This window comes from Pseudomonas mucidolens (genome assembly GCF_900106045.1).
In the GTDB taxonomy this organism is placed as follows: Bacteria; Pseudomonadota; Gammaproteobacteria; order Pseudomonadales; family Pseudomonadaceae; genus Aquipseudomonas; species Aquipseudomonas mucidolens.
Map to the genome: position 1 here is coordinate 2,060,705 of NZ_LT629802.1, position 23,385 is coordinate 2,084,089.

Sequence of the window (23,385 nt, forward strand, 5' to 3'; positions counted from 1 at the left end):
GCCTCAAGGCTTGTCAGTCAGGTTTTTGCCGAGCATCCGGACAAGGATGATCGCCGCGATATTGGCAATGACCACGGCAATCAAGCCGCCGGCCGATGCCATGCCGACATCGAATTGCACCAGCGCCTGGTTGTAGATCAGGTAGGCGAGGTTGGTCGAGGCGTAGCCGGGGCCTCCATTGGTGGTGGTGAAGATTTCCGCGAATACCGAAAGCAGGAAAATGGTCTCGATCATCACCACCACTGCGATAGGCCGGGCCAGGTGGGGCAGGGTCAGGTGCCAGAAGATTGCGATGGGCCCGGCACCGTCCAGGCGCGCGGCTTCTTTCTGTTCCTGGTCCAGAGACTGCATGGCCGTCATCAGGATCAGGATCGCGAAGGGCAGCCACTGCCAGGACACAATGATGATGATCGACAGCAACGGATAGTGCGCCAGCCAATCCACCGGCTGGGCGCCAAACACCTTCCAAACCGCCGCCAGCACACCGGAGACCGGGTGGAAAATCAGGTTTTTCCAGATCAGCGCGCCGACGGTGGGCATGACGAAAAACGGTGAAATCAACAGCACCCGTACCAGTCCGCGACCAAAAAACTCGCTGGCCTCAAGCAGAGCGCTGATCAACACCCCCAGTACCACGCTGATCAGCAGCACGCTGCCCACCAGCAACAAGGTATTGGTCGCGCCCGGCAGAAACCCGGAGTCAGTCACGAAGTAGCTGAAATTTTCCAGGCCCACGAACTGGTTTTCGCCGGGATACAGCAGGTTGTAGCGGATCAGTGAGAAGTACAGGGTCATGCCCAGCGGCACGATCATCCACAGCAGCAACAAGGCCACCGAAGGGCTGACGAGGAACCAGCCGGGGTTGCTCAGGCGGCTTTTGCGCACCTTTTCCGGAGCAGTTAGCACTTGGGTAGTGGTGGTATTCATGATGATCAAGACCGGTTAGAGACGAGTACGCGAAACCCTTGCAGGAGCCGGCTTGCTCGCGAAAAAAGGTACATTCGACGCTGCTATGCGCCAGAGGAATACCTTCGCGAGCAAGCTCGTTCCTGCAAGTACTGAGGGTTACTTGGGATAGCCCGCCCGCTTCATTTCACGTTCGGTGGTGTTCTGGGCCGCAGCCAACGCCTGGTCAACCGACTGCTGGCCGGTCAGCGCGCCTGCGAAGAACTTGCCGACTTGCGTGCCAATCGCCTGGAACTCGGGAATGGTCACCAACTGAATGCCGATATACGGCACCGGCTTAAGGGTTGGTTTAGTCGGATCGGCGACTTTCAGCGACTCCAATGTCACCTTGGCGAACGGTGCGGCCTTCATGTACTCCTCGCTGTAAGTCGAAGTGCGAGTACCCGGCGGCACGTTGGCGATACCGTCGGTCTTGGCCACCAGCGCGCTGTATTCCTTGGACGTAGCCCAGGCGCTGAAGGTCTTGGCGGCATCCTTGGCTTTGGAACTGGCAGGAATTGCCAGCGACCAGGAGTACATCCAGGAAGTGCCCTTGTCAGTTTTTTCGTGTGGGGCGAAGGTGAAACCGACATGTTCGGCGACCTTGCTCTGGGTCTTGTCGGTGACAAACGAGCCGGCGACGCTGGCGTCGACCCAAATTGCACATTTGCCGCTGTTGAACAGTGCCAGGTTTTCGTTGAAACCATTGCTGGAGGCGCCCGGTGGGCCGGATTTTTTCATGTTGGTGACGTAGAAATTCAGCGCGTCCTTCCATTCAGGCCCGTTGAACTCCGGTTGCCACTTTTCATCGAACCAGCGCGCACCGAAGCCGTTGGCCAAGGTGGTGATCAGCGCCATGTTCTCGCCCCAGCCAGCCTTGCCCCGCAGGCATAGGCCGTATTGTTCCTTGTTCTTGTCAGTCAGCTTCTCGGCGAACTCGCCGATCTGCGTCCAGGTCGGATGCTCGGGCATTGTCAGCCCCGCGTCCTTGAACAGGTCCGTGCGGTAATAGGTGATGGAGCTTTCGGCGTAGAACGGCAGGGCATACAGCGTGCCCTTGACGGAAAGGCCGTCACGTACCGAGGGGAAGACGTCTTCCAGGTCGTAGGACGCCGGCAGATCTTTCATCGGCTCCAGCCAACCCTTGGCGCCCCAGAGTGCGGCTTCGTACATGCCGATGGTCAGCACGTCGAACTGTCCGCCTTGGGTGGCGATGTCGGTGGTCAGACGCTGGCGCAGGACATTTTCTTCGAGTACCACCCAGTTCAACTTGATTTCGGGATGCTCGGCCTCGAAGGTTTTCGAGAGCTTTTGCATGCGAATCATGTCGCTGTTGTTGACCGTGGCAATGGTCAACGTTTGCGCGCCAAGGCTGACAGCGCTGAGGGTCATGCAGGTACAGGCAAGCAGTGCTTTTACTGGGAAATTCATCGCGCACTCCGTTTCTGCGCCCGGCGGCGACAGAAGGACAGTTATTGTTGTTGTGTCTTCCCTGACGACTGGAAGAGTGTGCGTTGATTACAGCCTTCTAAACACGCGGTGACAAATCCTTGGGAGCACTTGGACTGATACTTTTTTGCACTGCATGGACCCACAGCTGAATCGATTCCTTCGTACGCGATCTTGAACTGCACCCAGCAAGCGTAAGGTGCTAACTCTCCCGTAGGCCATTTCTCGCTTGCTCGGTAAGGTTCAGGCCAGGTTTTGCTCGGTCAGGCGTTGCACCGCCAGCCGCCGGTAATGGGAAGGCGTCATGCCTTTAAGCTGCTGAAAGCGTCGATTGAAGTTGGAGATATTGTTGAAGCCAGACTCAAAACACACGTCGGTGACGGCCTTGTCGCCATCGGCCAGCAACTCACAGGACTTGCTGATCCGCAGCCGATTGACGAACTCGATAAACGTCCGGCCGGTCGCTTGTTTGAATACTCGGGAGAAATAGGTGGGCTTCATGCCCAGGTAATCCGCCACCTCTTCCAAGGGCAGTTCACGGGCGTAGTGGGCGAAGATGTAATCCACCGCGCGGTTGGTGCGGTCGACGCTGTGTTCATCCGCCAGCTGCGGCGTGGTGACGCCGGACAGCAACTGATAATCCTCGCAGGCGCTGAGCACTTCCAGCAAGATCAGAAAATGCCCAAGTCGCGCCACGCCCCTGGCGTCTTCGATGCGCTGCATCAACGTCATTGCCTGGGCGATGGTGTGCTTGCAACGGAACTCGATGCCGTACTTGGCCCGCTCCAGCAACGGCGCCAGGGCTTTGAGCTCGTTGAACACGGGATTTGCGCTGTCGAACAACTCGTCGGTGAAGTTCACCAGCATGTCGCGCTTGGGCACTACTTCATCCTCGGCCACCTGGCTGATCCAGTTATGGGGCAGGTTGGGGCCGGTGAGAAACAGGCTTTCGGGGTAGAAGTTACCGATGTAGTCACCAATAAACACTTTGCCGGAGCTGGCGACGATCAAGTGCAGTTCGTATTCCTTATGGAAATGCCAGCGCACCAGCGGGCAGGGGAAGCCGTGCTGGCGATAGATGATGGACAGACCGTTGTGATCGTCCATCAACTCGTAGGAAGGGTCGGTGATTCTCGCTGCTCGGGTCATCTTGCCGTCGCTTTTATCAGGGGCGCGCAAGCGATAATGCCCCCTTGCGCGTCACCTCGCCAGCGCTTGGGATTAAAGCGTGCGGTTTTTCGCCTCGATCCACTGCGCCATGTACTGAGTGCTTTTATGCAGATGGTGGCGCAGCATGCTGCCGGTGAAGTTGGCGCGACGCTGTTGACTCAGTTCGCTACGGCATTGTGTCAGGCGTCGCACCAATTCAGGCCCATGAAACGCGGGCGCATAGCGCTCGGCAAGCAGCTGGCGTCCGTTTTCCTGGGCTTGGGTCCAGGCTTGCCGGTCTTGATACAAGGTCACAGCGGCATCGGCCAGGACGCTGGCGCTCTGGCCGATCAGCCCCGGCCAAGGTTGCTCGTCCGTCATGCCTTCGGCACCGATGGGCGTGGTGATATTCGGGGTGCCACACAGCATGGCATCGGCCAGTTTGCCCTTGATCCCGGCTCCAAAGCGCAATGGCGCCAGACAGATCCTGGCCGCCGTCATTACTTGCAGGGCATCTTCGGCCCAGTTCATCACATGGAATCCTTGGGCAGGATTGTGCAGCGCCGTGGCCTTGGGCGGCGTGTAGGCGCCATAGACATGCAATTGGGCGCCGGGCAAGCGCTGGCGAATCAGCGGCCAGAGACTGTTCTTCATCCACAGCACGGCATCCCAGTTTGGCGCGTGGCGGAAATTCCCGATACTCAGAAAGTGCGCCCGTTCGTCATACGGCACGAAGGCTCGCGTGGGCGGCTCGATCAGTAACGGGCACCAGTGGAGCAGGGCGGGCGGCACATGGAACTGCTCGGTGAGCAGTCTGATCTCGACGTCGGAAATCATCAGGCTGATATCGCAACGATAGATGGCCGCGATCTCGCGCTTGGCCAGGTCGGTCCCGGCCATCAACTGGAACTCTTCATCCAGCGCCGGGGCAAACAGGGGCGTGAAGTCATCGGCATCCGGTTGCTGTTTCAAGTAGTCCTTGAGGCGTTGCTGACGCGCGTCTCGCAAGCTCTGCAGGTCAGAGGTTTCCAGCACGCGCAACGCCTGCGGGCAGTGCTTCTCCACGCGCCAACCAAATTGTTCTTCCATCATGAACCGGTCGAACAGCACGATATCCGGGGCCAGCTCGCGAATAAAATCGTCGAAACTGCTGCTATTGAGTTCGATGCTGCATTCGCGGATACCGAGCGCGGCCAAGTCGGCCTTGTGTTCGCCAATAGCGGCAGGGCTGCTGAAAGTAATGTCCCAATCTTGCGTAAGAAAAGTTTCGAGAATCTGCATCATATGCCCACCTGCGGCTGAGGACCGTGGCTCCGGCCATACATAACCGATGACCAGGACGCGCGTAACAGGTGGATTCTTCAACGACGGATTCCTTCAAGGGCAGGATGAAAACCGCGCAATTAAACCACAGCTGTGAAGCAGTGGCCGTCATGACAATTTATGTCCAGGCGTAGGTGCTCACTCCGCTTTGTGGTTAACTTCCGCCTCTCGAATTCGTTTCACTAAACCCAACATAAGGATTCCTTTCATGGCTCAAGTCACCCTCCGTGGTAACCCTGTCCAGGTTGAAGGCCAGTTGCCGCAAACCGATACGCAGGCTCCCGACTTTTCCCTGACCGCCGGCGATCTGTCGGACGTAACCCTGGCCTCTTTCGCCGGCAAGCGCAAAGTGCTGAACATCTTCCCAAGCGTCGACACCCCGACGTGCGCCACCTCGGTTCGCACCTTCAACGCCCGGGCCAATGACCTGGCCAACACCGTCGTGCTGTGCATTTCCACCGACCTGCCATTTGCCCAGGCGCGCTTCTGCGGTGCCGAAGGCCTGGAAAACGTCAAGAGCCTGTCGGATTTCCGCAGCGCCGGGTTCGCCGTCGACTACGGTGTATCCGTTGCCGATGGACCACTCAAAGGCCTGACTGCTCGCGCCGTGGTAGTGCTGGATGAAAATGACAACGTGCTGCACAGCGAGCTGGTCAAGGAGATCGGCGAAGAGCCGAACTATGAAGCGGCCCTGGCGGTGCTGAAGTAATCATCCAGGCCCGTGACTGTCGTTTTGCAGTAACACGTGTGATGCATGATTGCGGCCTGGCCTAGTCCAGGCCGTTTTCATTTACGCTTCAGCGGCTTAGCCCAAGGATCCGAAGCTGTTGGGTCGTCAGTGAAGAAGTGTAAGTCCGAAAGTAAATAGCCGGTAAAGGCGCTTTTCTTAAAACGCTCCAGTGCTTATCTTTCAGCCTCCCGAAGAAGAAGCTCTTGTCCCCAATGGTTGATCAATCCATGCAATCCTCTCCCCGCAACTCCCGCCGCTGGCTTTTTGGCCTGCTCGTTCTGTTGGTTATTGCCGGCCTGTGCTGGATGTTCTGGCCCACAGGTGCCGAGGATAAAGAAGCCCCGGCGAACCGCACCAGCAAAACCGGGATGATGCGTCCGGGTTTCGGCGGCGCTGCCGGCCCGGTCCCGGTGCGTGTAGCGCCTGCGGTGCAGGGAGATTTCCCGGTGTATTACAAGGCCTTGGGGACGGTGACGGCATTGAACACCATCAATGTGCGCAGCCGGGTAGGGGGCGAGTTGGTCAAGATTGCCTTTGAGGAGGGGCAAATGGTCAAGGCGGGCGATCTGCTGGCGGAAATTGATCCGCGCAGCTATCAGAATGCCTTGCTCCAGGCGCAAGGCACACTGCTGCAGAATCAGGCCCAACTGAAAAACGCCCAGGTCGACCTTGAGCGCTATCGCGGCCTGTATGCACAAGACAGTATCGCCAAACAAACACTAGACACCGCCGCCGCGCTGGTCATGCAGTACCAGGGCACGGTCAAGACCAATCAGGGCGCGGTCGACGACGCCAAACTCAACCTCGAATTCACCCGCATCCGCGCACCGATCAGCGGGCGCGTAGGCCTGCGTCAGATCGACGTCGGCAACCTGGTCGCGGCGAATGACACCACCGCGCTGGCCGTGATCACCCAGACTCAACCGATCAGCGTCGCGTTTACCCTGCCGGAAACCGCCTTGCAGACCGTGCTCGCGCGTTATCGCGGTGGCAATAAGCTGCCGGTGGAAGCCTGGGATCGTGGTGATGTGAAACTGCAAGCACGCGGCGTGCTGCAAAGTCTGGACAACCAGATCGACGTCACCACCGGTACCTTGAAGTTCAAGGCCCGCTTCGATAACCAGGATCAAGTGCTGTTCCCCAATCAGTTCGTCAACGTGCGACTGTTGGCCGACACCTTGAAAAATGTGGTGCTGGCACCCTCGGCGGCCATCCAGTTCGGTAACAACGGTACGTTTGTCTACGCCCTGGATGGCGACGACAAGGTCAAGATTCGTCAACTGGTGATTGGGGACACCGACGGCGAGAACACGGTGATCAAAGAAGGCCTCGCCGCTGGCGACCGCGTCGTGCTGGAAGGCACCGACCGCCTGAAGGATGGAACCGAAGTGGAAGTGGTCAACGACAGTACTGAAGTTCCTACCACACCGACCCAACACCTGCAGGGCAAGCCCGCGACCAGCGATGACAGCAGCCCGGCGGCCAGCAAGGCGCAAAAGGCCAGCGCATGAACCTCTCACGGCTGTTCATCCTCAGGCCCGTCGCCACCACCCTGAGCATGCTGGCTATTGTCCTGGCCGGCCTGATCGCCTATCGCCTGCTGCCGGTCTCGGCCTTGCCGCAGGTGGACTATCCGACCATTCGGGTCATGACCCTGTACCCCGGCGCCAGCCCGGACGTGATGACCAGTGCGGTGACCGCGCCCCTGGAACGCCAGTTCGGACAAATGCCCGGTTTGACGCAGATGGCGTCTACCAGTTCCGGCGGCGCGTCGGTGTTGACCCTGCGGTTTAATCTGGACGTCAACATGGACGTCGCCGAACAGCAGGTCCAGGCGGCCATCAACGCCGCCAGCAATCTCTTGCCCAATGACCTGCCGGCGCCGCCGGTGTACAACAAGGTCAATCCGGCTGACACGCCCGTACTGACCCTGGCGATCACGTCCAGGACCATGCTCTTGCCCAAGCTCAACGACTTGGTCGATACGCGCATGGCGCAGAAAATCGCTCAGATCAGTGGCGTCGGCATGGTCAGCATCGCCGGCGGTCAGCGTCAGGCGGTACGCATCAAGGTCAACCCCGAAGCGCTGGCGGCCAACGGTTTGAACCTGTCGGATGTGCGGGCATTGATTGCCGCGTCCAACGTCAACCAGCCCAAGGGCAATTTCGACGGGCCGACCCGAGTCTCGATGCTGGATGCCAACGACCAGTTGGTGTCGCCCGAGCAGTACGCCGAACTGATCCTCGCCTACAACAATGGCGCGCCGCTGCGCCTCAAGGATGTCGCGCAGATCGTCGGCGGCGCCGAGAATGAACGCCTTGCGGCCTGGGCCAATGAAAATCAGGCGGTGCTGCTGAACATCCAGCGCCAGCCGGGGGCCAACGTGATTGAAGTGGTCGATCGCATCAAGGCGTTGCTGCCCAGTATTACCGACAACCTGCCGGCCGGCCTGGATGTGACGGTGCTCACCGACCGTACCCAGACCATTCGCGCTTCGGTCACCGACGTGCAACACGAGTTGCTGATCGCAATCGCCCTGGTGGTGATGGTGACGTTCCTGTTCCTGCGCCGTTTCAGTGCTACGATCATCCCCTCGATTGCCGTGCCGCTGTCGTTGGTGGGCACCTTTGGCGTGATGTACCTGGCCGGTTTCTCCATCAACAACCTGACGCTGATGGCCTTGACCATCGCCACTGGGTTTGTGGTGGATGACGCCATCGTCATGTTGGAAAACATTTCCCGCCATATCGAGGAAGGCGAGACGCCAATGGCCGCGGCGCTCAAGGGCGCCAAGCAGATCGGCTTTACCCTGGTGTCCCTGACGCTGTCGTTGATCGCGGTACTGATTCCGCTGCTGTTCATGGCCGATGTGGTGGGACGGCTGTTCCGCGAATTCGCCATCACCCTGGCGGTGGCGATCCTGATTTCCCTGGTGGTCTCGTTGACCCTGACGCCGATGATGTGCGCGCGCTTGCTCAAGCGTGAGCCGAAGGCAGCAGAACAGGGACGCTTCTACAAAGCCAGCGGTGCCTGGATCGACTGGCTGATTGCCGCGTACGGTCGCCAGTTGCAATGGGTGCTCAAGCACCAGCCGTTGACCCTGTTGGTGGCCATCGCCACCCTGGGCCTGACCGTCGTGTTGTACATGGTGGTGCCCAAGGGCTTTTTCCCGGTGCAGGACACCGGCGTGATTCAGGGCATTTCCGAAGCGCCACAGTCGATCTCCTTTACGGCGATGAGCCAGCGTCAGCAAGCGCTGGCGAAGATCATTCTCGAAGACCCGGCGGTCGAAAGCCTGTCGTCCTACATCGGCGTGGACGGTGACAACGCCACCCTCAATAGCGGTCGCCTGCTGATCAACCTCAAGCCACACGGGGAGCGGGACTTGAGCGCCACCGAGGTGATCAGTCGCTTGCAACCGGCGGTGGATAAGCTGGTGGGCATTCGCCTGTTCATGCAGCCGGTGCAGGACCTGACCATTGAAGACCGGGTCAGCCGTACTCAGTACCAGTTCAGCATGTCTTCGCCGGATGCCGAGCCGCTGGCGTTGTGGAGCGGCAAGCTGGTACAGGCATTGAGCCAGTTGCCGGAACTCACCGATGTCGCCAGCGACCTGCAGGATAAAGGCTTGCAGGTGTATATGGTGATCGACCGCGACGCCGCCTCGCGCCTGGGCGTGTCGGTGGCGAACATTACCGACGCGTTGTATGACGCCTTTGGTCAACGGCAGATTTCGACCATTTACACCCAAGCCAGCCAATACCGTGTGGTGTTGCAGGCCCAGTCCGGGGAAACCCTCGGACCCGAGGCGCTGAACCAGATTCACGTCAAGACCAGCGACGGTGGGCAGGTTCGCTTGTCGAGCCTGGCGCACGTCGAACAACGCCAGGCGCAGTTGGCGATTGCCCATATCGGCCAGTTCCCGGCGGTGATGATGTCGTTCAACCTGGCGCCTGGCGTGGCGCTGGGCACCGGTGTGGAGCTGATCAACCAGACGCAGAAAGACATCGGCATGCCGGTGGGCGTGCAGACTCAGTTCCAGGGCGCGGCCCAGGCATTCGAGGCTTCGTTGTCGAGCACCTTGCTGCTGATCCTGGCGGCAGTGGTGACCATGTACATCGTGCTCGGCGTGCTCTACGAGAGCTACATCCACCCGATCACCATTCTCTCGACCTTGCCCTCGGCAGCGGTGGGAGCGTTGCTCGCGTTACTGCTCAGCGGCAATGACCTGGGGATGATCGCTATCATCGGCATCATCCTGCTGATTGGTATCGTCAAAAAAAACGCGATCATGATGATCGACTTTGCCCTGGATGCCGAACGCAACCAGGGACTGGATCCGCAGACGGCGATCTATCAAGCCGCCTTGCTGCGCTTCAGGCCAATCCTGATGACCACCCTGGCCGCGCTGTTTGGCGCAGTCCCGTTGATGCTCGCCAGCGGTTCCGGTGCCGAGCTGCGTCAACCGCTGGGCCTGGTGATGGTCGGCGGCTTGCTGTTGAGCCAGGTGCTGACGCTGTTTACCACCCCGGTGATCTACCTGTACTTCGATCGCCTTGGCCGCCGCTGGCGTAAAAGCCCGCAAGTGCTGGAGCCAGTTGAGCGATGAACCTGTCCGGACCGTTCATACGCCGGCCGGTAGCGACCATGCTGCTGAGCCTGGCGATCATGCTGCTGGGCGGCGTCAGCTTCAATCTGCTGCCGGTGTCGCCTCTGCCACAGATCGACTTTCCAGTGATCGTGGTGTCCGCCAACCTGCCCGGCGCCAGTCCCGAGGTCATGGCGTCCAGCGTGGCCACGCCGCTGGAACGCTCGTTTGGCTCGATCGCCGGTGTCACCACCCTCAGCAGTTCCTCCAGCCAGGGTTCGACGCGAGTGATCCTGGCCTTCGACTCCGACCGCGATATCAACGGCGCGGCGCGCGAAGTGCAGGCGGCCATCAACGCCTCGCGCAACCTGTTGCCCAGCGGCATGCGCAGCATGCCCACCTACAAGAAGATCAACCCGTCCCAGGCGCCGATCATGGTGCTGTCGCTGACCTCGGATGTGTTGCCCAAGGGCCAGCTCTACGACCTGGCTTCGACCATCTTGTCCCAGAGCCTGTCCCAGGTGCCGGGCGTGGGCGAAGTGCAGATCGGCGGCAGCTCCTTGCCTGCGGTGCGCGTCCAGCTTGAACCCAAGGCCCTGGAACACTATGGCGTGGCCCTGGATGACGTGCGCGACACCATTGCGAATGCCAACGTGCGCCGACCCAAGGGGTCGGTAGAGGATGGTCAGCGCCATTGGCAGATCCAGGCCAATGACCAACTGGAAAAGGCCAAGGACTATGAGCCGCTGCTGATCCGTTACCAGGAGGGCGCCGCCTTGCGCCTCAGTGACGTGGCAAAGATCACCGACGGCGTTGAAGATCGCTACAACAGTGGTTTTTTCAACAACGATTCGGCGGTATTGCTGGTGATTAACCGCCAGTCAGGCGCCAACATCATCGAGACCGTCAAACAGATCAAGGCCCAATTGCCGGCGTTGCAGGCGGTGTTGCCGTCCAGCGTCAAGCTCAATCTGGCCATGGACCGTTCGCCGGTCATCACCGCCACGTTGCATGAAGCCGAAATGACCCTGTTGATCGCCGTCGCCCTGGTGATCCTGGTGGTGTACCTGTTCCTCGGCAACTTTCGCGCCTCACTGATCCCCACATTGGCGGTGCCGGTGTCGCTGGTGGGCACCTTTGCCATCATGTACCTGTACGGTTTTTCCCTGAACAACCTATCGCTAATGGCGTTGATTCTCGCGACCGGGTTGGTGGTGGACGATGCCATCGTGGTGCTGGAAAACATTTCCCGGCATATCGACGACGGGATCCCGCCGATGAAAGCGGCTTACCTGGGGGCCAAGGAAGTCGGGTTCACCTTGTTGTCGATGAACGTGTCACTGGTGGCGGTATTTCTGTCGATCCTGTTTATGGGTGGGATTGTCACCAGTCTGTTCCGTGAGTTCTCCATTACCCTGGCGGCGGCGATCATTGTGTCGTTGTTAGTCTCGCTGACCCTGACCCCAATGCTCTGTGCTCGCTGGCTCAAGCCCCATGTCAGAGGCCAGGAAACCGGTTTGCAGCGCTGGAGCCAGAAGGTCAATGACCGCATGGTGGCCGGTTATGCGCGCAGTCTCGACTGGGTGCTCAAGCACAAGCGCTTGACCTTGCTCAGCCTGTTGCTGACCATCGGCGTGAATGTCGCGCTGTATGTGGTGGTGCCAAAAACCTTCATGCCGCAGCAGGACACCGGGCAACTGATCGGTTTTGTGCGCGGTGATGACGGGCTGTCATTCACGGTCATGCAGCCGAAGATGGAAATCTTCCGCAAGGCCGTGCTGCAAGACCCTGCGGTCGAAAGTGTGGCCGGCTTTATCGGCGGCAACAGCGGCACCAACAACGCGATGATGCTGGTGCGCCTCAAGCCGATCAAGGAACGCAAGCTGTCCGCCCAGGCCGTGATCGAACGCCTGCGCAAGAACGTGCCGCTGGTGCCCGGAGGCCGCTTGATGCTGATGGCCGACCAGGACCTGCAGTTTGGCGGCAGTCGCGACCAGACCTCTTCGCAGTATTCCTACATCCTGCAAAGCGGTGACCTGACGGCTTTGCGCCTGTGGTACCCGAAAGTGGTCGCCGCCCTGCGTGAACTACCGGAACTGACTGCCATCGATGCCCGTGAAGGTCGTGGTGCGCAACAAGTGACGCTGGTGGTCGACCGCGACCAGGCCAAACGCCTTGGGGTCGACATGGATATGGTCACCTCGGTGCTGAACAACGCCTACAGCCAGCGGCAGATTTCCACCATCTACGACAGCCTCAACCAGTATCAGGTGGTGATGGAGGTCAACCCGAAATACGCTCAGGACCCGATCACCCTCAAGCAGGTGCAGGTGATTACCGCAGACGGTGCGCGGATTCCGCTGTCGACCATCGCGCACTACGAAAACAGTCTGGCCGACGACCGCGTCAGCCACGAAGGACAGTTCGCCTCGGAAGACATTGCCTTCGACATGGCGCCCGGCGTCACGGTGGAGCAGGGCATGGCCGCGATCGAGCGCGCCATTGCCAAGGTCGGCTTGCCGGAGGACGTGATTGCCAAGATGGCCGGTACCGCCGACGCGTTCGCCGCCACCCAGAAAAGCCAGCCGTTCATGATCCTCGGAGCGCTGATGGCGGTGTATCTGGTGTTGGGGATCTTGTATGAAAGCTATATCCACCCGCTGACAATTCTCTCGACGCTGCCTTCGGCCGGCGTCGGCGCATTGCTGTCGATCTACGTGCTGGGCGGCGAGTTCAGCCTGATCTCGCTGCTGGGACTGTTCCTGCTGATTGGCGTGGTGAAGAAAAACGCCATCTTGATGATCGACCTCGCGCTGCAGCTGGAGCGCAAGGAGGGCATGCAACCGCTGGAGTCGATTCGCAGCGCCTGCCTGCTGCGGTTGCGGCCGATCCTGATGACAACCCTGGCCGCGATCCTCGGTGCCTTGCCGTTGCTGCTGAGTACCGCGGAAGGCGCGGAAATGCGCCAACCCCTGGGCCTGACGATCATCGGCGGGCTGGTGTTCAGTCAGATCCTGACGCTTTACACCACCCCGGTGGTTTACCTTTATCTCGACCGCCTGCGCCACCGTTTCAACGGCTGGCGCGGTGTGCGTACCGACGCTGCTCTGGACACTCCGCTATGACTGATTCAACGTTCCCCCCTAACGCGGCCGGCCTGACTCGACACGGCGTCCTTGCGGTCTTCGCAACCAAGCTCGCTCCTACAGCCGGTATCGTGCTTATCGGGCTTCTGCTCAGTGCTTGCGCCGTTGGACCGGACTACACACGTCCGCAGGTGAGCGAGCCTGCGCAATACAAACAAGCCCAGGGCTGGCGCCAGGCCACGCCCAGCGACGCCTTGGCTCGGGGTGCCTGGTGGGAGCTATACGGCGACGCACAGCTCAACGAGCTGGTGGACAAGCTCAACAATGCCAACCAGACCGTCGCCCAGGCCGAAGCACGCTATCGCCAGGCCCAGGCCACGGCGCGCAGCTCCCGTGGCGCGTTCTATCCAAGCGTTGACCTGAGTGTCGGAAAAACCCGCGCCAGCCAAGGCACGGGCAGCAGCAATGCCAGCTTGAGCAGTTCCAGCAGTGGTATTCGTGACACCCTCAATGCCCAACTGGGTGTCAGTTGGGAAGCGGATATCTGGGGTAAGTTGCGTAGAGGCCTAGAGGCCAGTGAAGCCAGCGCCGAAGCCAGCGCCGCCGATCTTGCCGCGATGCGCTTGAGCCAGCAATCGGAACTGCTCCAGAACTATCTGCAATTACGGGTGATGGACGAGCAGACCCGCCTGCTGCAATCCACCGTCGAGGCTTACCAGCGTTCCCTGGAAATGACGCAGAACCAGTACCGTGCGGGGGTCGCCGGCAAGGACGCGGTGGCCCAGGCCCAGACCCAGCTCAAAAGCACCCAGGCCAGCCTGATCGATCTGATCTGGCAGCGCGCGCAATTGGAAAACGCGATTGCCGTGCTGATCGGCATCCCCCCAGCACATTTCGACCTGGCCGTGCGCAAGGACATTCCGACGCTGCCGCAGATCCCGGCCAACCTGCCATCGCAACTGCTGGAACGACGCCCCGATATCGCCTCGGCAGAGCGCGCGGTGATCGCCGCGAACGCCAACATCGGCGTGGCCAAAACCGCCTACTACCCGGACCTGACCCTGAGTTTGGCCGGCGGTTACTCCAGTAGCACTTATACCGACTGGATCAGTCTGCCCAACCGTTTCTGGTCGGTGGGGCCCAAACTGGCCATGACCCTGTTCGATGGCGGCCAACGCTCCGCCGAAGTCGACCGGGCCGAGGCGTCCTACGATGAAACCGTGGCCAAATACCGCCAGACGGTGCTGGACGGCTTCCGTGAAGTGGAAAACTACATGGTCCAACTCAAGGTGCTGGAAGACGAAGCGGTTGTCAGCAATGAAGCCCTGGATTCGGCCCGTGAATCCCTGCGCCTGACCCAAAACCAATACAAGGCCGGGATGATCGCCTACCTCGATGTAGTCAATGTCCAGACCACCGCGCTGAGCAACGAACGTACCGTACTGACGTTGTTGCAAACCCGGCTGGTGGCGAGTGTGCAACTGATCGCCGCACTGGGTGGCGGTTGGGATGGACAGATGCGGCCAGACGAACAACCCTGAGCCTGGCTTGACCGGCAGGGTTAACGTGGTAACTGCACTGGCGGTGCTGATCATCGCGTTATCGACCTGTTAATTCTGACAGTAGAACCCACGCCTCTGGCGTTGTAGCCTGACATCTGCACGGTCGCGCAGAAGCACGGGTAAGAGCCCGAAGGCGAGGGTCATGATGACGACGAATCCAGGGGAATTCATAGCGGTTAACGCCATGCATCAGCCCAGGGCTTTTCACAGCAGTGTGGCGATGACGCACGGCAGACTCCTGGTGATCGGCGGCAGCGATGCAACGGTGCGGCAAGACTACCGGCTCTATGATGCCTTCCACGAGCAGATTGTCCCCAGGACCTGGCAATCCTGGCTGCCTAGCCGCGGTGCGAAGACCGGCGTGGAGCAGTTCGATCAGCGTACCGGGCTTTGGCGGCAACTGGCGTCCCTGCCGGAGCCTCGCTCTGCCTGTGGAGCGGCGCTGCTGGCATCAGGCCAAGTGTTGGCGGTAGGCGGCAGTGGTAACGGCCATTCATACGGGAGTGCGCTGTTGTATGGCCCGACGATTGACCAGTGGACATCGATCGATGAGATGACGTTTCCACGCTTTAGCCATAGCACTACGCTGCTGGCTAGCGGTGAAGTGCTGGTCGCGGGAGGCAACAATCTGCAATCGAACGGTGGCCAGGTGCAGGACAGCGCAGAACGTTATGATCCGGCCACCGGGAAGTGGCGCCTGGCCACGACGCTACCGACAGATTGCATGGATCACACCGCGACCCTGCTAGCCACCGGGCAGGTGTTGGTGGTCGGCGGCTACTCGGGGCCTACAGGCGCCGCGTTGACTCAGGTGTGCATGTATGACCCCGCAAGTGATCACTGGCGTGCAGTCAGTCCACTGCCACAGCCGCGCATGCAGCACACCGCGACCTTACTCGAGGACGGACGTGTATTGATCGCCGGCGGCAGTGTTGAACCGTTTGGTATCGCCCAGGCCGCCGGCTTTATTTATGACGCGGGCGCCGACACCTGGGCGTCAACGCAAATGAACCTGCCTCGCAAAGGCCACAGCGCTACGCGTCTGTTGAGCGGCGAGGTGTTGTTGGTCGGCGACAGTTCCATGGGCAATCCGGGCAGCGGCCGCAGCGCCGAGGTGTTTATCTCATCCGCCAATCAATGGCTGCTGACCGGCGAGTTGAACGATGGCAGCTACGGCCACAGCGCCGCTTGCCTGACTGACGGACGCGTGTTGATCGTCGGTGGCTATCGACTGACCGCGCATCCCGCCCCCCTCAGCAGAGTCGAGCAATACCAGTCCGGCCCGCCGCCAACTGGCGTGACAACTCCTTGATGTGAGTCCATGCAAAACAGGTCTGTCGCGGGTATTCTTGGATCCAACGGTTCCAAGGTCCTACAGGAGACAACAGCCATGGACAAAGTCGTCATCATCACCGGCGGTAGTCGTGGGATCGGCGCCGCCACTGCGTTGTTGGCGGCTCGCCAGGGTTATCGCATCTGTATCAATTTCCAGTCTGACGAAGACGCCGCGCTCCAGGTACTGGAACACGTGCGTGCGCTTGGCGCACAAGCCATCGCGGTGCGTGCCGATGTCAGCATCGAAGATGAAGTGATCAGCCTGTTCCAGCGTGTCGATAGCGAATTGGGCCGAGTCACGGCGCTGGTAAACAATGCGGGCACCGTCGGCCATAAGTCGCGGGTCGATGAAATGTCCGAGTCGCGCATTCTGAAGATCATCAGAACCAACGTCCTCGGCCCGATTCTCTGTGCCAAGCACGCCGTCCTGCGCATGTCGCCCAGGCATGGCGGACAAGGCGGCAGCATCGTCAATGTCTCGTCGGTGGCGGCGCGTCTCGGTTCACCGGGTGAATACGTCGACTATGCAGCGTCCAAAGGCGCGCTGGACACCTTTACCATCGGGCTGTCGAAAGAGGTGGCCGGCGAGGGCATTCGTGTGAACGCAGTGCGCCCTGGCTATATATTCACTGACTTTCACGCCTTGAGCGGCGACCCGGAGCGGGTCAGCAAGCTGGAGTCAGGCATTCCCATGGCGCGGGGAGGGCGCCCGGATGAAGTGGCCGAGGCGATTATCTGGTTGTTGTCGGACAAGGCATCCTATTCCACCGGGACCTTTGTCGATCTGGGCGGCGGTCGCTGAGGCGCATTAGAACGACCGCACGATACGCCCCAGCGTGTCCATCGCCTGCTCACTGGCTTCATCCCAGGGGCTGCCGTAGTTCAAGCGAATACAGTTCCTGAACCTTTGGGTCGGCGAGAAGATGGGCCCCGGTGCGATGCTGATGCCTTGGGCCAGCGCCATCTGGAAGAGTTTCAGTGAGTCGATTGGCTCCGGCGGTTCCAGCCACAAAAAGTACCCGCCGGCGGGTTGGCTGACCCGGGTTTGCGCGGGAAAGTAACGTGCAATGGCGGCCAGCATCGAGCGTTGTTGCTCTTCCAGGGCATCGCGCAGTCTACGCAGATGCCGATCGTATCCGCCATGTTGCAGGTAGTCGGCAATGGCCGCCTGGGCCGGCATTGACGCGCATAACGAGGTCATCAACTTCAGCCGTTCGATCTTCGTCGCATAGCGTCCCGCCGCGACCCAGCCCACGCGGTAGCCGGGCGCCAGGCTCTTGGCGAAGGAGCCACAATGCATCACCAGACCTTCGGTATCAAAGGCCTTGGCCGGCTTGGGCGCTTGTTGACCATAGTACAACTCGGCATACACATCATCTTCGATCAGCGGCACCTGATGAGCCCGTAACAGCTCTACCAGCGCTTGCTTCTTGGCTTCGGGCATGGTTGCGCCCATGGGATTCTGGAAGCTGGTCATGCACCAGCAGGCCTTGATCGGGTAGCGCTGCAGGCTTTGCGCCAGTACCTTGAGGTCAATGCCATCCCGGGGATGCACCGGGATTTCCACCGCCTTGAGTTTCAAGCGCTCCAGCACTTGCAGGCAGGCATAAAACGCCGGGGCTTCGATGGCCACCAGGTCACCCGGCTCAGTCACGGCTTGCAGGCACAGATTCAGGGCTTCCAGGGCGCCATTGGTGATCAGCAGTTCTTCCATGGGCAACATCAGCCCACCGACCATATAACGCAAGGCAATTTGCCGCCTCAGTTGTGGGTTGCCCGGCGACATGTCGGTGACCACCATGCGCGGGTCCATGTCCCGACTCGTACGGGCCAGGGAACGGGCCAGACGCTGCAAGGGAAACAGCGTCGGGCTGGGGAACGCCGAGCCAAACGGTACGGTCTGCGGATCCTTGATCGAATCGAGCACCGAAAACACCAGTTCGCTGACGTCGACTTCAGTGGAGTCATGCACCTGGCTACTCACCACCGGCTCGGAAAACGGGCTCGGCGCATGGGCATTGACGAAATAGCCCGAACGCGGCCGTGCGCGAATCAGTCCACGCCGCTCCAACAGGTAATACGCCTGGAACACCGTGGATGGACTGACGCAGTAGGTCTGGCTGGCATAACGCACCGAAGGTACCCGCTGGCCAGGGCCGAGGACGCCGGAGCGGATCAGTTGCGCGATGTCTTCGGCAAATTTTTCGTAGCGTTTCATCGGGGTCCTGGTGCAATAGATTGCTGTTGGAAATCAAGCCGTTGATAGCGTTTTGAACCGCATCGAGCAAGCGCAAATTGCGCACGCAGCTTACGCACGCTACTTCAGCGATTCAGCGGTGCTACAAAGCGGCTGTTGGCGACGGTGTGGATAGCCGGTTGATCTTCGTCAGTCACCTTGAAACTGATGGTTTGCGAGCTGCTCGACGGTTTGTCGGCTGTCATCGCGACCGACACGGGTACATCGGTTATCTCGCCGGGCGCCAAGCTGATCCGGGTCTTGCCTTGCAACTGGAATCCATCGGCGTCTACCAGCTCCAGACGATAATCCTGGCGCTGCTGGGTTTTGTTGATGACCTTGAGGCTATAGATGTTCTCGATCAAGCCGTCGCTGTTCTCGCGAAACATCCCGCGATCCTTGGTCACGTCCAGAGAAACCATCGGACGTTCGACCAGCGCCGCCACCAACGCGCCGATCATCACCAGCAGCACCGCACTGTAGCCGATCAGTCGCGGCCGTAGCAGATGAGTCTTGCCACCTTGCAGTTGATGTTCAGAGGTGTAGCTGACCAGGCCGCGCGGGTAGCCCATTTTGTCCATGATTGAATCACAGGCATCGATACAGGCCGCGCAGCCGATGCACTCCATCTGCAGGCCATCGCGAATGTCGATGCCGGTCGGGCAGACCTGCACGCAGAGGTAGCAGTCAATGCAGTCACCGAGGCCTGCATCGGCCGCCTTCACGTCGCGTTTACGCGGGCCACGGCGTTCGCCACGGGCGGCGTCGTAGGAAATGGTCAGGGTGTCCCTGTCGAACATCACGCTCTGGAACCGCGCATACGGGCACATGTGCATGCACACCGCTTCGCGCAGCCAGCCGGCGTTGAGGTAGGTGGCACCGCTGAAAAACAGCACCCAGAACAGGCTGGCACCGCCGATTTGCCAGCTCAGCAATGCTTCGGTCAGGGGCCGGATCGGCGTGAAGTAGCCGACAAATGTCAGCCCGGTAAGCACGCTGATGACCAGCCAAAGCGTATGTTTGGCCGAACGCCGGAACAGCTTGTTCAGGTTCCACGGCGCAGCCTGCAGCTTGATCCGCTGGTTGCGTTCGCCTTCAGTGACTTTCTCGCACCACATGAACAGCCAGGTAAACGAGCTTTGTGGGCACGTATAGCCGCACCACACCCGGCCAGCAAAGACCGTGATCGCAAACAGGCCAAAGGCACAGATGATCAGCAGCGCCGACAACAAAATGAAATCCTGAGGCCAGAAGGTCGCGCCAAAAATATGAAATTTGCTTTCAGCGAGGTCCCATAACACCGCCTGGCGGTCGCCCCAGTTCAGCCATACGGTACCGAAGAAGGCGAGGAACAGAAAGCCCGCGCCGCTCACGCGCAAGGTGCGAAACAGACCCGTGAAACTGCGGGTGTGGATCAGGCTGTCGGTGGATTTGGCCTTCATCTTCTGTGGATGGGCAGGCGCAAATGTCTCTACTAACTGGACGGGGATTCTATCGCTCATGGTCTTTCGCTCATCAGCCTCCATCAGGCGGATGAACTATGCGCGGCGCACTGTTTGCATAACAGACTCAGGTAAAACCATAAAAAGCGGATCAGATGGAGTTCTGAGCCGCTCCTGCGACGTTCTGCTACACCTCGTGCGCCTTGTAGCGCGGGCCTGGACCCAGCGCCTCTAAACTGAGCTGATCCAGGTCAATCAGATCACCGAATCACCGTCGGTGGCTTTCAGGTGCTTGCGTCCATCCCTCGCACCGGCAACTGTCAACGCGTCGGCCTCAGCCTCGGTGATGTAAACCCGCTGGCCGTCGAGGTCGACCGCCGACATAGCTTTCTCGCTGTCAGTGACAACCGTTACCGCACTAGCCGCACGGCTGGTTTCCTGGCCGGTATCGTCGATCTTGAAGTAACAGGTCTGATGTTCGATGCGTACGGGCATGACGTTCTCCTTGTGGGTAGGCCTGTAGGTTAGTGACCGCCAGGTCAATGATGGTTCGGGGCAACTGACTGGCGGTCGCCGCTGTCCATCCTTTATCCCCCCTTGAGAAGGAACGGACCATGGACGCCTGGTGGCATGAAGTCTGGCTAACCCTGCAAACCGAATTCAGCGATATCGGCAATGCGCAACACGTGACGCAAATTACCCTGCGCCTGCTGATCGCGGCCCTGCTCGGCGGCGTTCTGGGCTTTGAGCGCGAACACAAAGGCAAAGCCGCCGGGGTACGTACGCATATGTTAGTGGCGATGGGCGCGGCGTTGTTCGTGCTGGTGCCACAGATGTCCGGCGCCGAGGAAGACGCGATGAGCCGCGTGGTGCAGGGCGTGATTGCCGGGATCGGCTTTCTGGGAGCCGGGACCATTCTCAAGGGCCGGTCAGAAGAGCATGAACAGGACGTAAAAGGGCTGACCACCGCTGCCGGATTATGGATGACTGCCGCCATCGGAATAGCGGCGGGACTCGGCAAGGAATCGACAGCCGTGCTGAGCACGGTACTCGCCTTGGTGGTGTTCAGCGTAATGCCGAGGATCGTAGGGATTTTCGAAAAGCCCTGATCGTTCGTTCAGACAATCACTGGCGGCATGCTGGCGGGTGGCTCTTCCACCGGTGGCGGCTCGTTCTCCGGCGGCTCCTGCTCAGGAACCGGCTCAGGCTCGGTCGGCGGCAAGGTCGGTTTGTCTATATTGGGATCAGGGGTTTCAGCCGGGATCGGGATATTCATCGGTATGGCCTCCTTCATGCTTTGCTGTAGCGGTGGACAACGACGATGGCTGATTGATTCCCGCTGGATGGCGGCACATCCACCTGAACTTTCCGGCGACGGACGGGCTCGGACCTTAAGCGACCCGACTCAGGAACAGCCGGGGCCAATGCACCATTACGATCAAGCAAAAGAGCGTCCTTGGGGCGTAGAGGTGATGCTCGATGACTGCTGAATTACTGCAACAGGCACTAACCAAACAGAACGATTCAACTTCACCCTTGCCGCTATCGCAGGCGTTGTTGCTGCCCAGGATCGCCATTGAGGACACCACGCCCGTGATTGACGGCGGTGACTTCGCGGTGAAGGCGGTGGAAGGCGAGCGCATTCATGTCACCAGTAACGTCTTCGCCGACGGTCACGACCGACTGGCGGTACGCATCCGCTGGCGCTCCGCCCGCGAAGAACACTGGCACAGCGTGACCATGACTGAATTGGGCAACAACGCCTGGGACGGCAGCTTTACCGTGCAGGCACAAGGTCCTCATCATTATTGCATCGAGGCGTGGATCGATCAGTTCGCCAGCTTCTGCTACGAATTGGGCAAAAAACACACGGCCGGCGTGCCGGTCAGCCTGGAACTGCAGGAAGGCCGCAATCAGGTGCTGCACGCGGCCGAACGCAACGAGGGCGAGCTGCATCAGCGCTTGATACAGTTGCACCAGGAACTCTCGGGGTTGCTGGAGACCGAGCAGGTCGCACGTTTCCTGCACGAAGACAGTGCAGAGCTGATGGCCCAGGCCGACTTGCGCCCCTATCTGAGCACCAGCCCGATTTACCCGATTGATGTGGAACGCCGACAAGCGCTGTTTGCCAGCTGGTACGAGCTGTTTCCCCGCTCGATCACCGATGATCCTGCACGCCACGGCACATTTAACGATGTGCACTCGCGTCTGCCGATGATCCGTGACATGGGCTTCGATGTGCTGTACTTCCCGCCGATCCACCCCATCGGCCGCAGCCACCGCAAGGGCAAGAACAACTCCCTGACCGCCGGTCCCGATGATCCGGGCAGCCCGTACGCGATTGGCAGCGAGGAGGGCGGCCACGAAGCGATTCACGCGCAACTGGGCAGCCGTGAGGACTTCCGGCGCCTGGTTGCCGCCGCCGCGGAGCATGGCCTGGAAATCGCCCTGGACTTTGCGATCCAATGCTCCCAGGACCATCCGTGGCTCAAACAACATCCTGGCTGGTTCAACTGGCGTCCCGACGGCACGATCAAATACGCCGAGAACCCGCCGAAGAAATACCAGGACATTGTCAACGTCGACTTCTACGCCGCCGATGCGATCCCGGGGCTGTGGATGGAACTGCGGGACATCGTCGTGGGCTGGGTGCAGGAGGGCGTCAAGACGTTCCGCGTCGACAATCCCCACACCAAACCGCTGCCGTTCTGGCAATGGTTGATCAGTGATGTGCGAGCCGAACACCCTGAAGTGATCTTCCTGGCCGAAGCCTTTACCACGCCGGCGATGATGGCGCGCCTGGGTAAGGTCGGTTACTCCCAGAGCTATACCTATTTCACTTGGCGCAATACCAAAGCCGAGTTGAGTGAATACTTCACACAGTTGAACCAGTCGCCATGGCGCGAATGTTATCGACCGAATTTTTTCGTCAATACGCCCGACATCAACCCGGGGTTTCTGCACCAGTGCGGACGCGCCGGCTTTCTGATTCGAGCCGCACTGGCGACCATGGGGTCGGGGCTGTGGGGCATGTACTCGGGCTTTGAATTGTGCGAGTCGGCAGCGGTTCCGGGCAAGGAAGAGTACCTGGACTCGGAAAAGTACGAGATCCGCCCACGGGATTTCAGCATCCCCGGCAACATCATTGCGCAAATCGCTCAACTCAACCGCATTCGCCGGCAAAACCCTGCACTGCAGACGCACCTGGGGCTCACGTTCTACAACGCCTGGAACGACAACATTGTGTATTTCGGCAAGCGCAGCGAGGACGGCAGCAACTTCGTTCTCGTCGCCGTGAGCCTTGATCCGTTCAATGCCCAGGAAGCCCACTTTGAACTGCCGCTGTGGGAGCTGGGCCTGCCGGACGACGCCCAGACCCAGGGCGAAGACTTGATGAACGGCCACCGCTGGACGTGGCATGGCAAAACACAGTTCATGCGTATCGAACCCTGGAACCAGCCATTCGGAATCTGGCGGATCACGGTGTCCTGACCATCACACCGGGCGCAGGTGCTGCGAGATAGCGGGACAGGCGTGTTT

General features: G+C 60.1%; 17 protein-coding genes. 9 read left to right on the plus strand and 8 right to left on the minus strand.

From position 1 onward, the window contains the following. Positions 1–3: 3 nt before the first annotated feature. The 4 genes from BLU75_RS09710 to BLU75_RS09725 all read right to left on the minus strand — a co-directional run bounded on the left by BLU75_RS09710 (position 4) and on the right by BLU75_RS09725 (position 4,827). Positions 4–927: a carbohydrate ABC transporter permease gene (locus BLU75_RS09710; protein WP_084376793.1), complete on the minus strand. Its 924-nt coding sequence runs from the start codon at positions 925–927 to the stop codon at positions 4–6. A 138-nt stretch (positions 928–1,065) separates the two neighbouring features. Next, complete coding sequence (locus BLU75_RS09715; protein WP_084376792.1) at positions 1,066–2,376, minus strand: ABC transporter substrate-binding protein; 1,311 nt, start codon at positions 2,374–2,376, stop codon at positions 1,066–1,068. 261 nt (positions 2,377–2,637) lie between these two features. Continuing rightward, positions 2,638–3,543: an AraC family transcriptional regulator gene (locus BLU75_RS09720; RefSeq protein ID WP_084376791.1), complete on the minus strand. Its 906-nt coding sequence runs from the start codon at positions 3,541–3,543 to the stop codon at positions 2,638–2,640. A gap of 72 nt (positions 3,544–3,615) precedes the next feature. After that, positions 3,616–4,827: a glycosyltransferase family 4 protein gene (locus BLU75_RS09725; protein ID WP_231982635.1), complete on the minus strand. Its 1,212-nt coding sequence runs from the start codon at positions 4,825–4,827 to the stop codon at positions 3,616–3,618. A 247-nt stretch (positions 4,828–5,074) separates the two neighbouring features. On the opposite strand from BLU75_RS09725, the gene tpx reads away from it, so the two are divergent. The 7 genes from tpx to BLU75_RS09760 all read left to right on the plus strand — a co-directional run bounded on the left by tpx (position 5,075) and on the right by BLU75_RS09760 (position 16,969). Next, a complete protein-coding gene (gene tpx / locus BLU75_RS09730) occupies positions 5,075–5,575 on the plus strand; it encodes a thiol peroxidase (RefSeq protein WP_084376789.1) in 501 nt (166 codons plus the stop codon). A gap of 233 nt (positions 5,576–5,808) precedes the next feature. Then, positions 5,809–7,107 carry an MdtA/MuxA family multidrug efflux RND transporter periplasmic adaptor subunit gene (locus tag BLU75_RS09735; protein WP_090221434.1) on the plus strand — a complete coding sequence of 433 codons (1,299 nt, stop codon included), beginning with the start codon at positions 5,809–5,811 and terminating at the stop codon, positions 7,105–7,107. Continuing rightward, positions 7,104–10,205, plus strand: a complete 3,102-nt coding sequence (locus BLU75_RS09740; RefSeq protein WP_090221435.1) for an MdtB/MuxB family multidrug efflux RND transporter permease subunit — start codon at positions 7,104–7,106, stop codon at positions 10,203–10,205. Before BLU75_RS09735 ends, BLU75_RS09740 begins: the two co-directional genes overlap by 4 nt. After that, positions 10,202–13,309: an efflux RND transporter permease subunit gene (locus tag BLU75_RS09745; protein ID WP_084376786.1), complete on the plus strand. Its 3,108-nt coding sequence runs from the start codon at positions 10,202–10,204 to the stop codon at positions 13,307–13,309. The genes BLU75_RS09740 and BLU75_RS09745 overlap by 4 nt, the downstream gene beginning before the upstream one ends. Further along, positions 13,306–14,811, plus strand: a complete 1,506-nt coding sequence (locus tag BLU75_RS09750; RefSeq protein WP_084376785.1) for an efflux transporter outer membrane subunit — start codon at positions 13,306–13,308, stop codon at positions 14,809–14,811. Before BLU75_RS09745 ends, BLU75_RS09750 begins: the two co-directional genes overlap by 4 nt. 163 nt (positions 14,812–14,974) lie before the next feature. Further along, positions 14,975–16,144, plus strand: coding sequence for a Kelch repeat-containing protein (locus BLU75_RS09755; protein ID WP_090221436.1), 1,170 nt, complete (start codon positions 14,975–14,977; stop codon positions 16,142–16,144). Between the two features lie 78 nt (positions 16,145–16,222). Beyond that, a complete protein-coding gene (locus BLU75_RS09760) occupies positions 16,223–16,969 on the plus strand; it encodes an SDR family oxidoreductase (protein ID WP_084376783.1) in 747 nt (248 codons plus the stop codon). Positions 16,970–16,975: 6 nt separating this feature from the next. Here the strand turns inward: BLU75_RS09760 and mapR are convergent, their stop codons facing one another. From mapR to BLU75_RS09775, 3 genes are all read right to left on the minus strand, one after another. Continuing rightward, the gene (gene mapR / locus BLU75_RS09765; protein WP_090221437.1) at positions 16,976–18,385 is read right to left on the minus strand and encodes a GntR family transcriptional regulator MpaR; all 1,410 of its coding nucleotides are present in this window, start codon (positions 18,383–18,385) and stop codon (positions 16,976–16,978) included. A gap of 104 nt (positions 18,386–18,489) precedes the next feature. Further along, positions 18,490–19,905 (minus strand): cytochrome c oxidase accessory protein CcoG, encoded by a 1,416-nt coding sequence (gene ccoG, locus BLU75_RS09770; RefSeq protein WP_084376781.1) that lies wholly within the window; start codon positions 19,903–19,905, stop codon positions 18,490–18,492. Between the two features lie 195 nt (positions 19,906–20,100). Next, the gene (locus BLU75_RS09775; RefSeq protein WP_084376780.1) at positions 20,101–20,340 is read right to left on the minus strand and encodes a DUF3203 family protein; all 240 of its coding nucleotides are present in this window, start codon (positions 20,338–20,340) and stop codon (positions 20,101–20,103) included. 119 nt (positions 20,341–20,459) lie between these two features. Here BLU75_RS09775 and BLU75_RS09780 point away from each other — a divergent pair, with 119 nt between their 5' ends. Further along, positions 20,460–20,954, plus strand: coding sequence for an MgtC/SapB family protein (locus BLU75_RS09780; protein ID WP_084376779.1), 495 nt, complete (start codon positions 20,460–20,462; stop codon positions 20,952–20,954). Between the two features lie 8 nt (positions 20,955–20,962). Here the strand turns inward: BLU75_RS09780 and BLU75_RS27455 are convergent, their stop codons facing one another. Continuing rightward, positions 20,963–21,121, minus strand: coding sequence for a hypothetical protein (locus BLU75_RS27455; protein WP_165447432.1), 159 nt, complete (start codon positions 21,119–21,121; stop codon positions 20,963–20,965). A 203-nt stretch (positions 21,122–21,324) separates the two neighbouring features. On the opposite strand from BLU75_RS27455, the gene BLU75_RS09785 reads away from it, so the two are divergent. Continuing rightward, complete coding sequence (locus tag BLU75_RS09785; RefSeq protein WP_084376778.1) at positions 21,325–23,337, plus strand: alpha-1,4-glucan--maltose-1-phosphate maltosyltransferase; 2,013 nt, start codon at positions 21,325–21,327, stop codon at positions 23,335–23,337. Positions 23,338–23,385: the final 48 nt, after the last annotated feature.

What these genes read in the sequence shown, in the direction of transcription:
- BLU75_RS09775 (WP_084376780.1), bottom strand. Translation starts at nt 20,340, where the DNA reads ATGCCCGTACGCATCGAACATCAGACCTGTTACTTCAAGATCGACGAT.
- BLU75_RS09710 (WP_084376793.1), bottom strand. Translation starts at nt 927, where the DNA reads ATGAATACCACCACTACCCAAGTGCTAACTGCTCCGGAAAAGGTGCGC.
- BLU75_RS09780 (WP_084376779.1), top strand. Translation starts at nt 20,460, where the DNA reads ATGGACGCCTGGTGGCATGAAGTCTGGCTAACCCTGCAAACCGAATTC.
- BLU75_RS09715 (WP_084376792.1), bottom strand. Translation starts at nt 2,376, where the DNA reads ATGAATTTCCCAGTAAAAGCACTGCTTGCCTGTACCTGCATGACCCTC.
- BLU75_RS09735 (WP_090221434.1), top strand. Translation starts at nt 5,809, where the DNA reads ATGGTTGATCAATCCATGCAATCCTCTCCCCGCAACTCCCGCCGCTGG.
- BLU75_RS09785 (WP_084376778.1), top strand. Translation starts at nt 21,325, where the DNA reads ATGACTGCTGAATTACTGCAACAGGCACTAACCAAACAGAACGATTCA.
- BLU75_RS09755 (WP_090221436.1), top strand. Translation starts at nt 14,975, where the DNA reads ATGATGACGACGAATCCAGGGGAATTCATAGCGGTTAACGCCATGCAT.
- BLU75_RS09720 (WP_084376791.1), bottom strand. Translation starts at nt 3,543, where the DNA reads ATGACCCGAGCAGCGAGAATCACCGACCCTTCCTACGAGTTGATGGAC.
- ccoG (WP_084376781.1), bottom strand. Translation starts at nt 19,905, where the DNA reads ATGAGCGATAGAATCCCCGTCCAGTTAGTAGAGACATTTGCGCCTGCC.
- BLU75_RS09745 (WP_084376786.1), top strand. Translation starts at nt 10,202, where the DNA reads ATGAACCTGTCCGGACCGTTCATACGCCGGCCGGTAGCGACCATGCTG.
- BLU75_RS09750 (WP_084376785.1), top strand. Translation starts at nt 13,306, where the DNA reads ATGACTGATTCAACGTTCCCCCCTAACGCGGCCGGCCTGACTCGACAC.
- BLU75_RS27455 (WP_165447432.1), bottom strand. Translation starts at nt 21,121, where the DNA reads ATGAATATCCCGATCCCGGCTGAAACCCCTGATCCCAATATAGACAAA.
- BLU75_RS09760 (WP_084376783.1), top strand. Translation starts at nt 16,223, where the DNA reads ATGGACAAAGTCGTCATCATCACCGGCGGTAGTCGTGGGATCGGCGCC.
- mapR (WP_090221437.1), bottom strand. Translation starts at nt 18,385, where the DNA reads ATGAAACGCTACGAAAAATTTGCCGAAGACATCGCGCAACTGATCCGC.
- BLU75_RS09725 (WP_231982635.1), bottom strand. Translation starts at nt 4,827, where the DNA reads ATGATGCAGATTCTCGAAACTTTTCTTACGCAAGATTGGGACATTACT.
- BLU75_RS09740 (WP_090221435.1), top strand. Translation starts at nt 7,104, where the DNA reads ATGAACCTCTCACGGCTGTTCATCCTCAGGCCCGTCGCCACCACCCTG.
- tpx (WP_084376789.1), top strand. Translation starts at nt 5,075, where the DNA reads ATGGCTCAAGTCACCCTCCGTGGTAACCCTGTCCAGGTTGAAGGCCAG.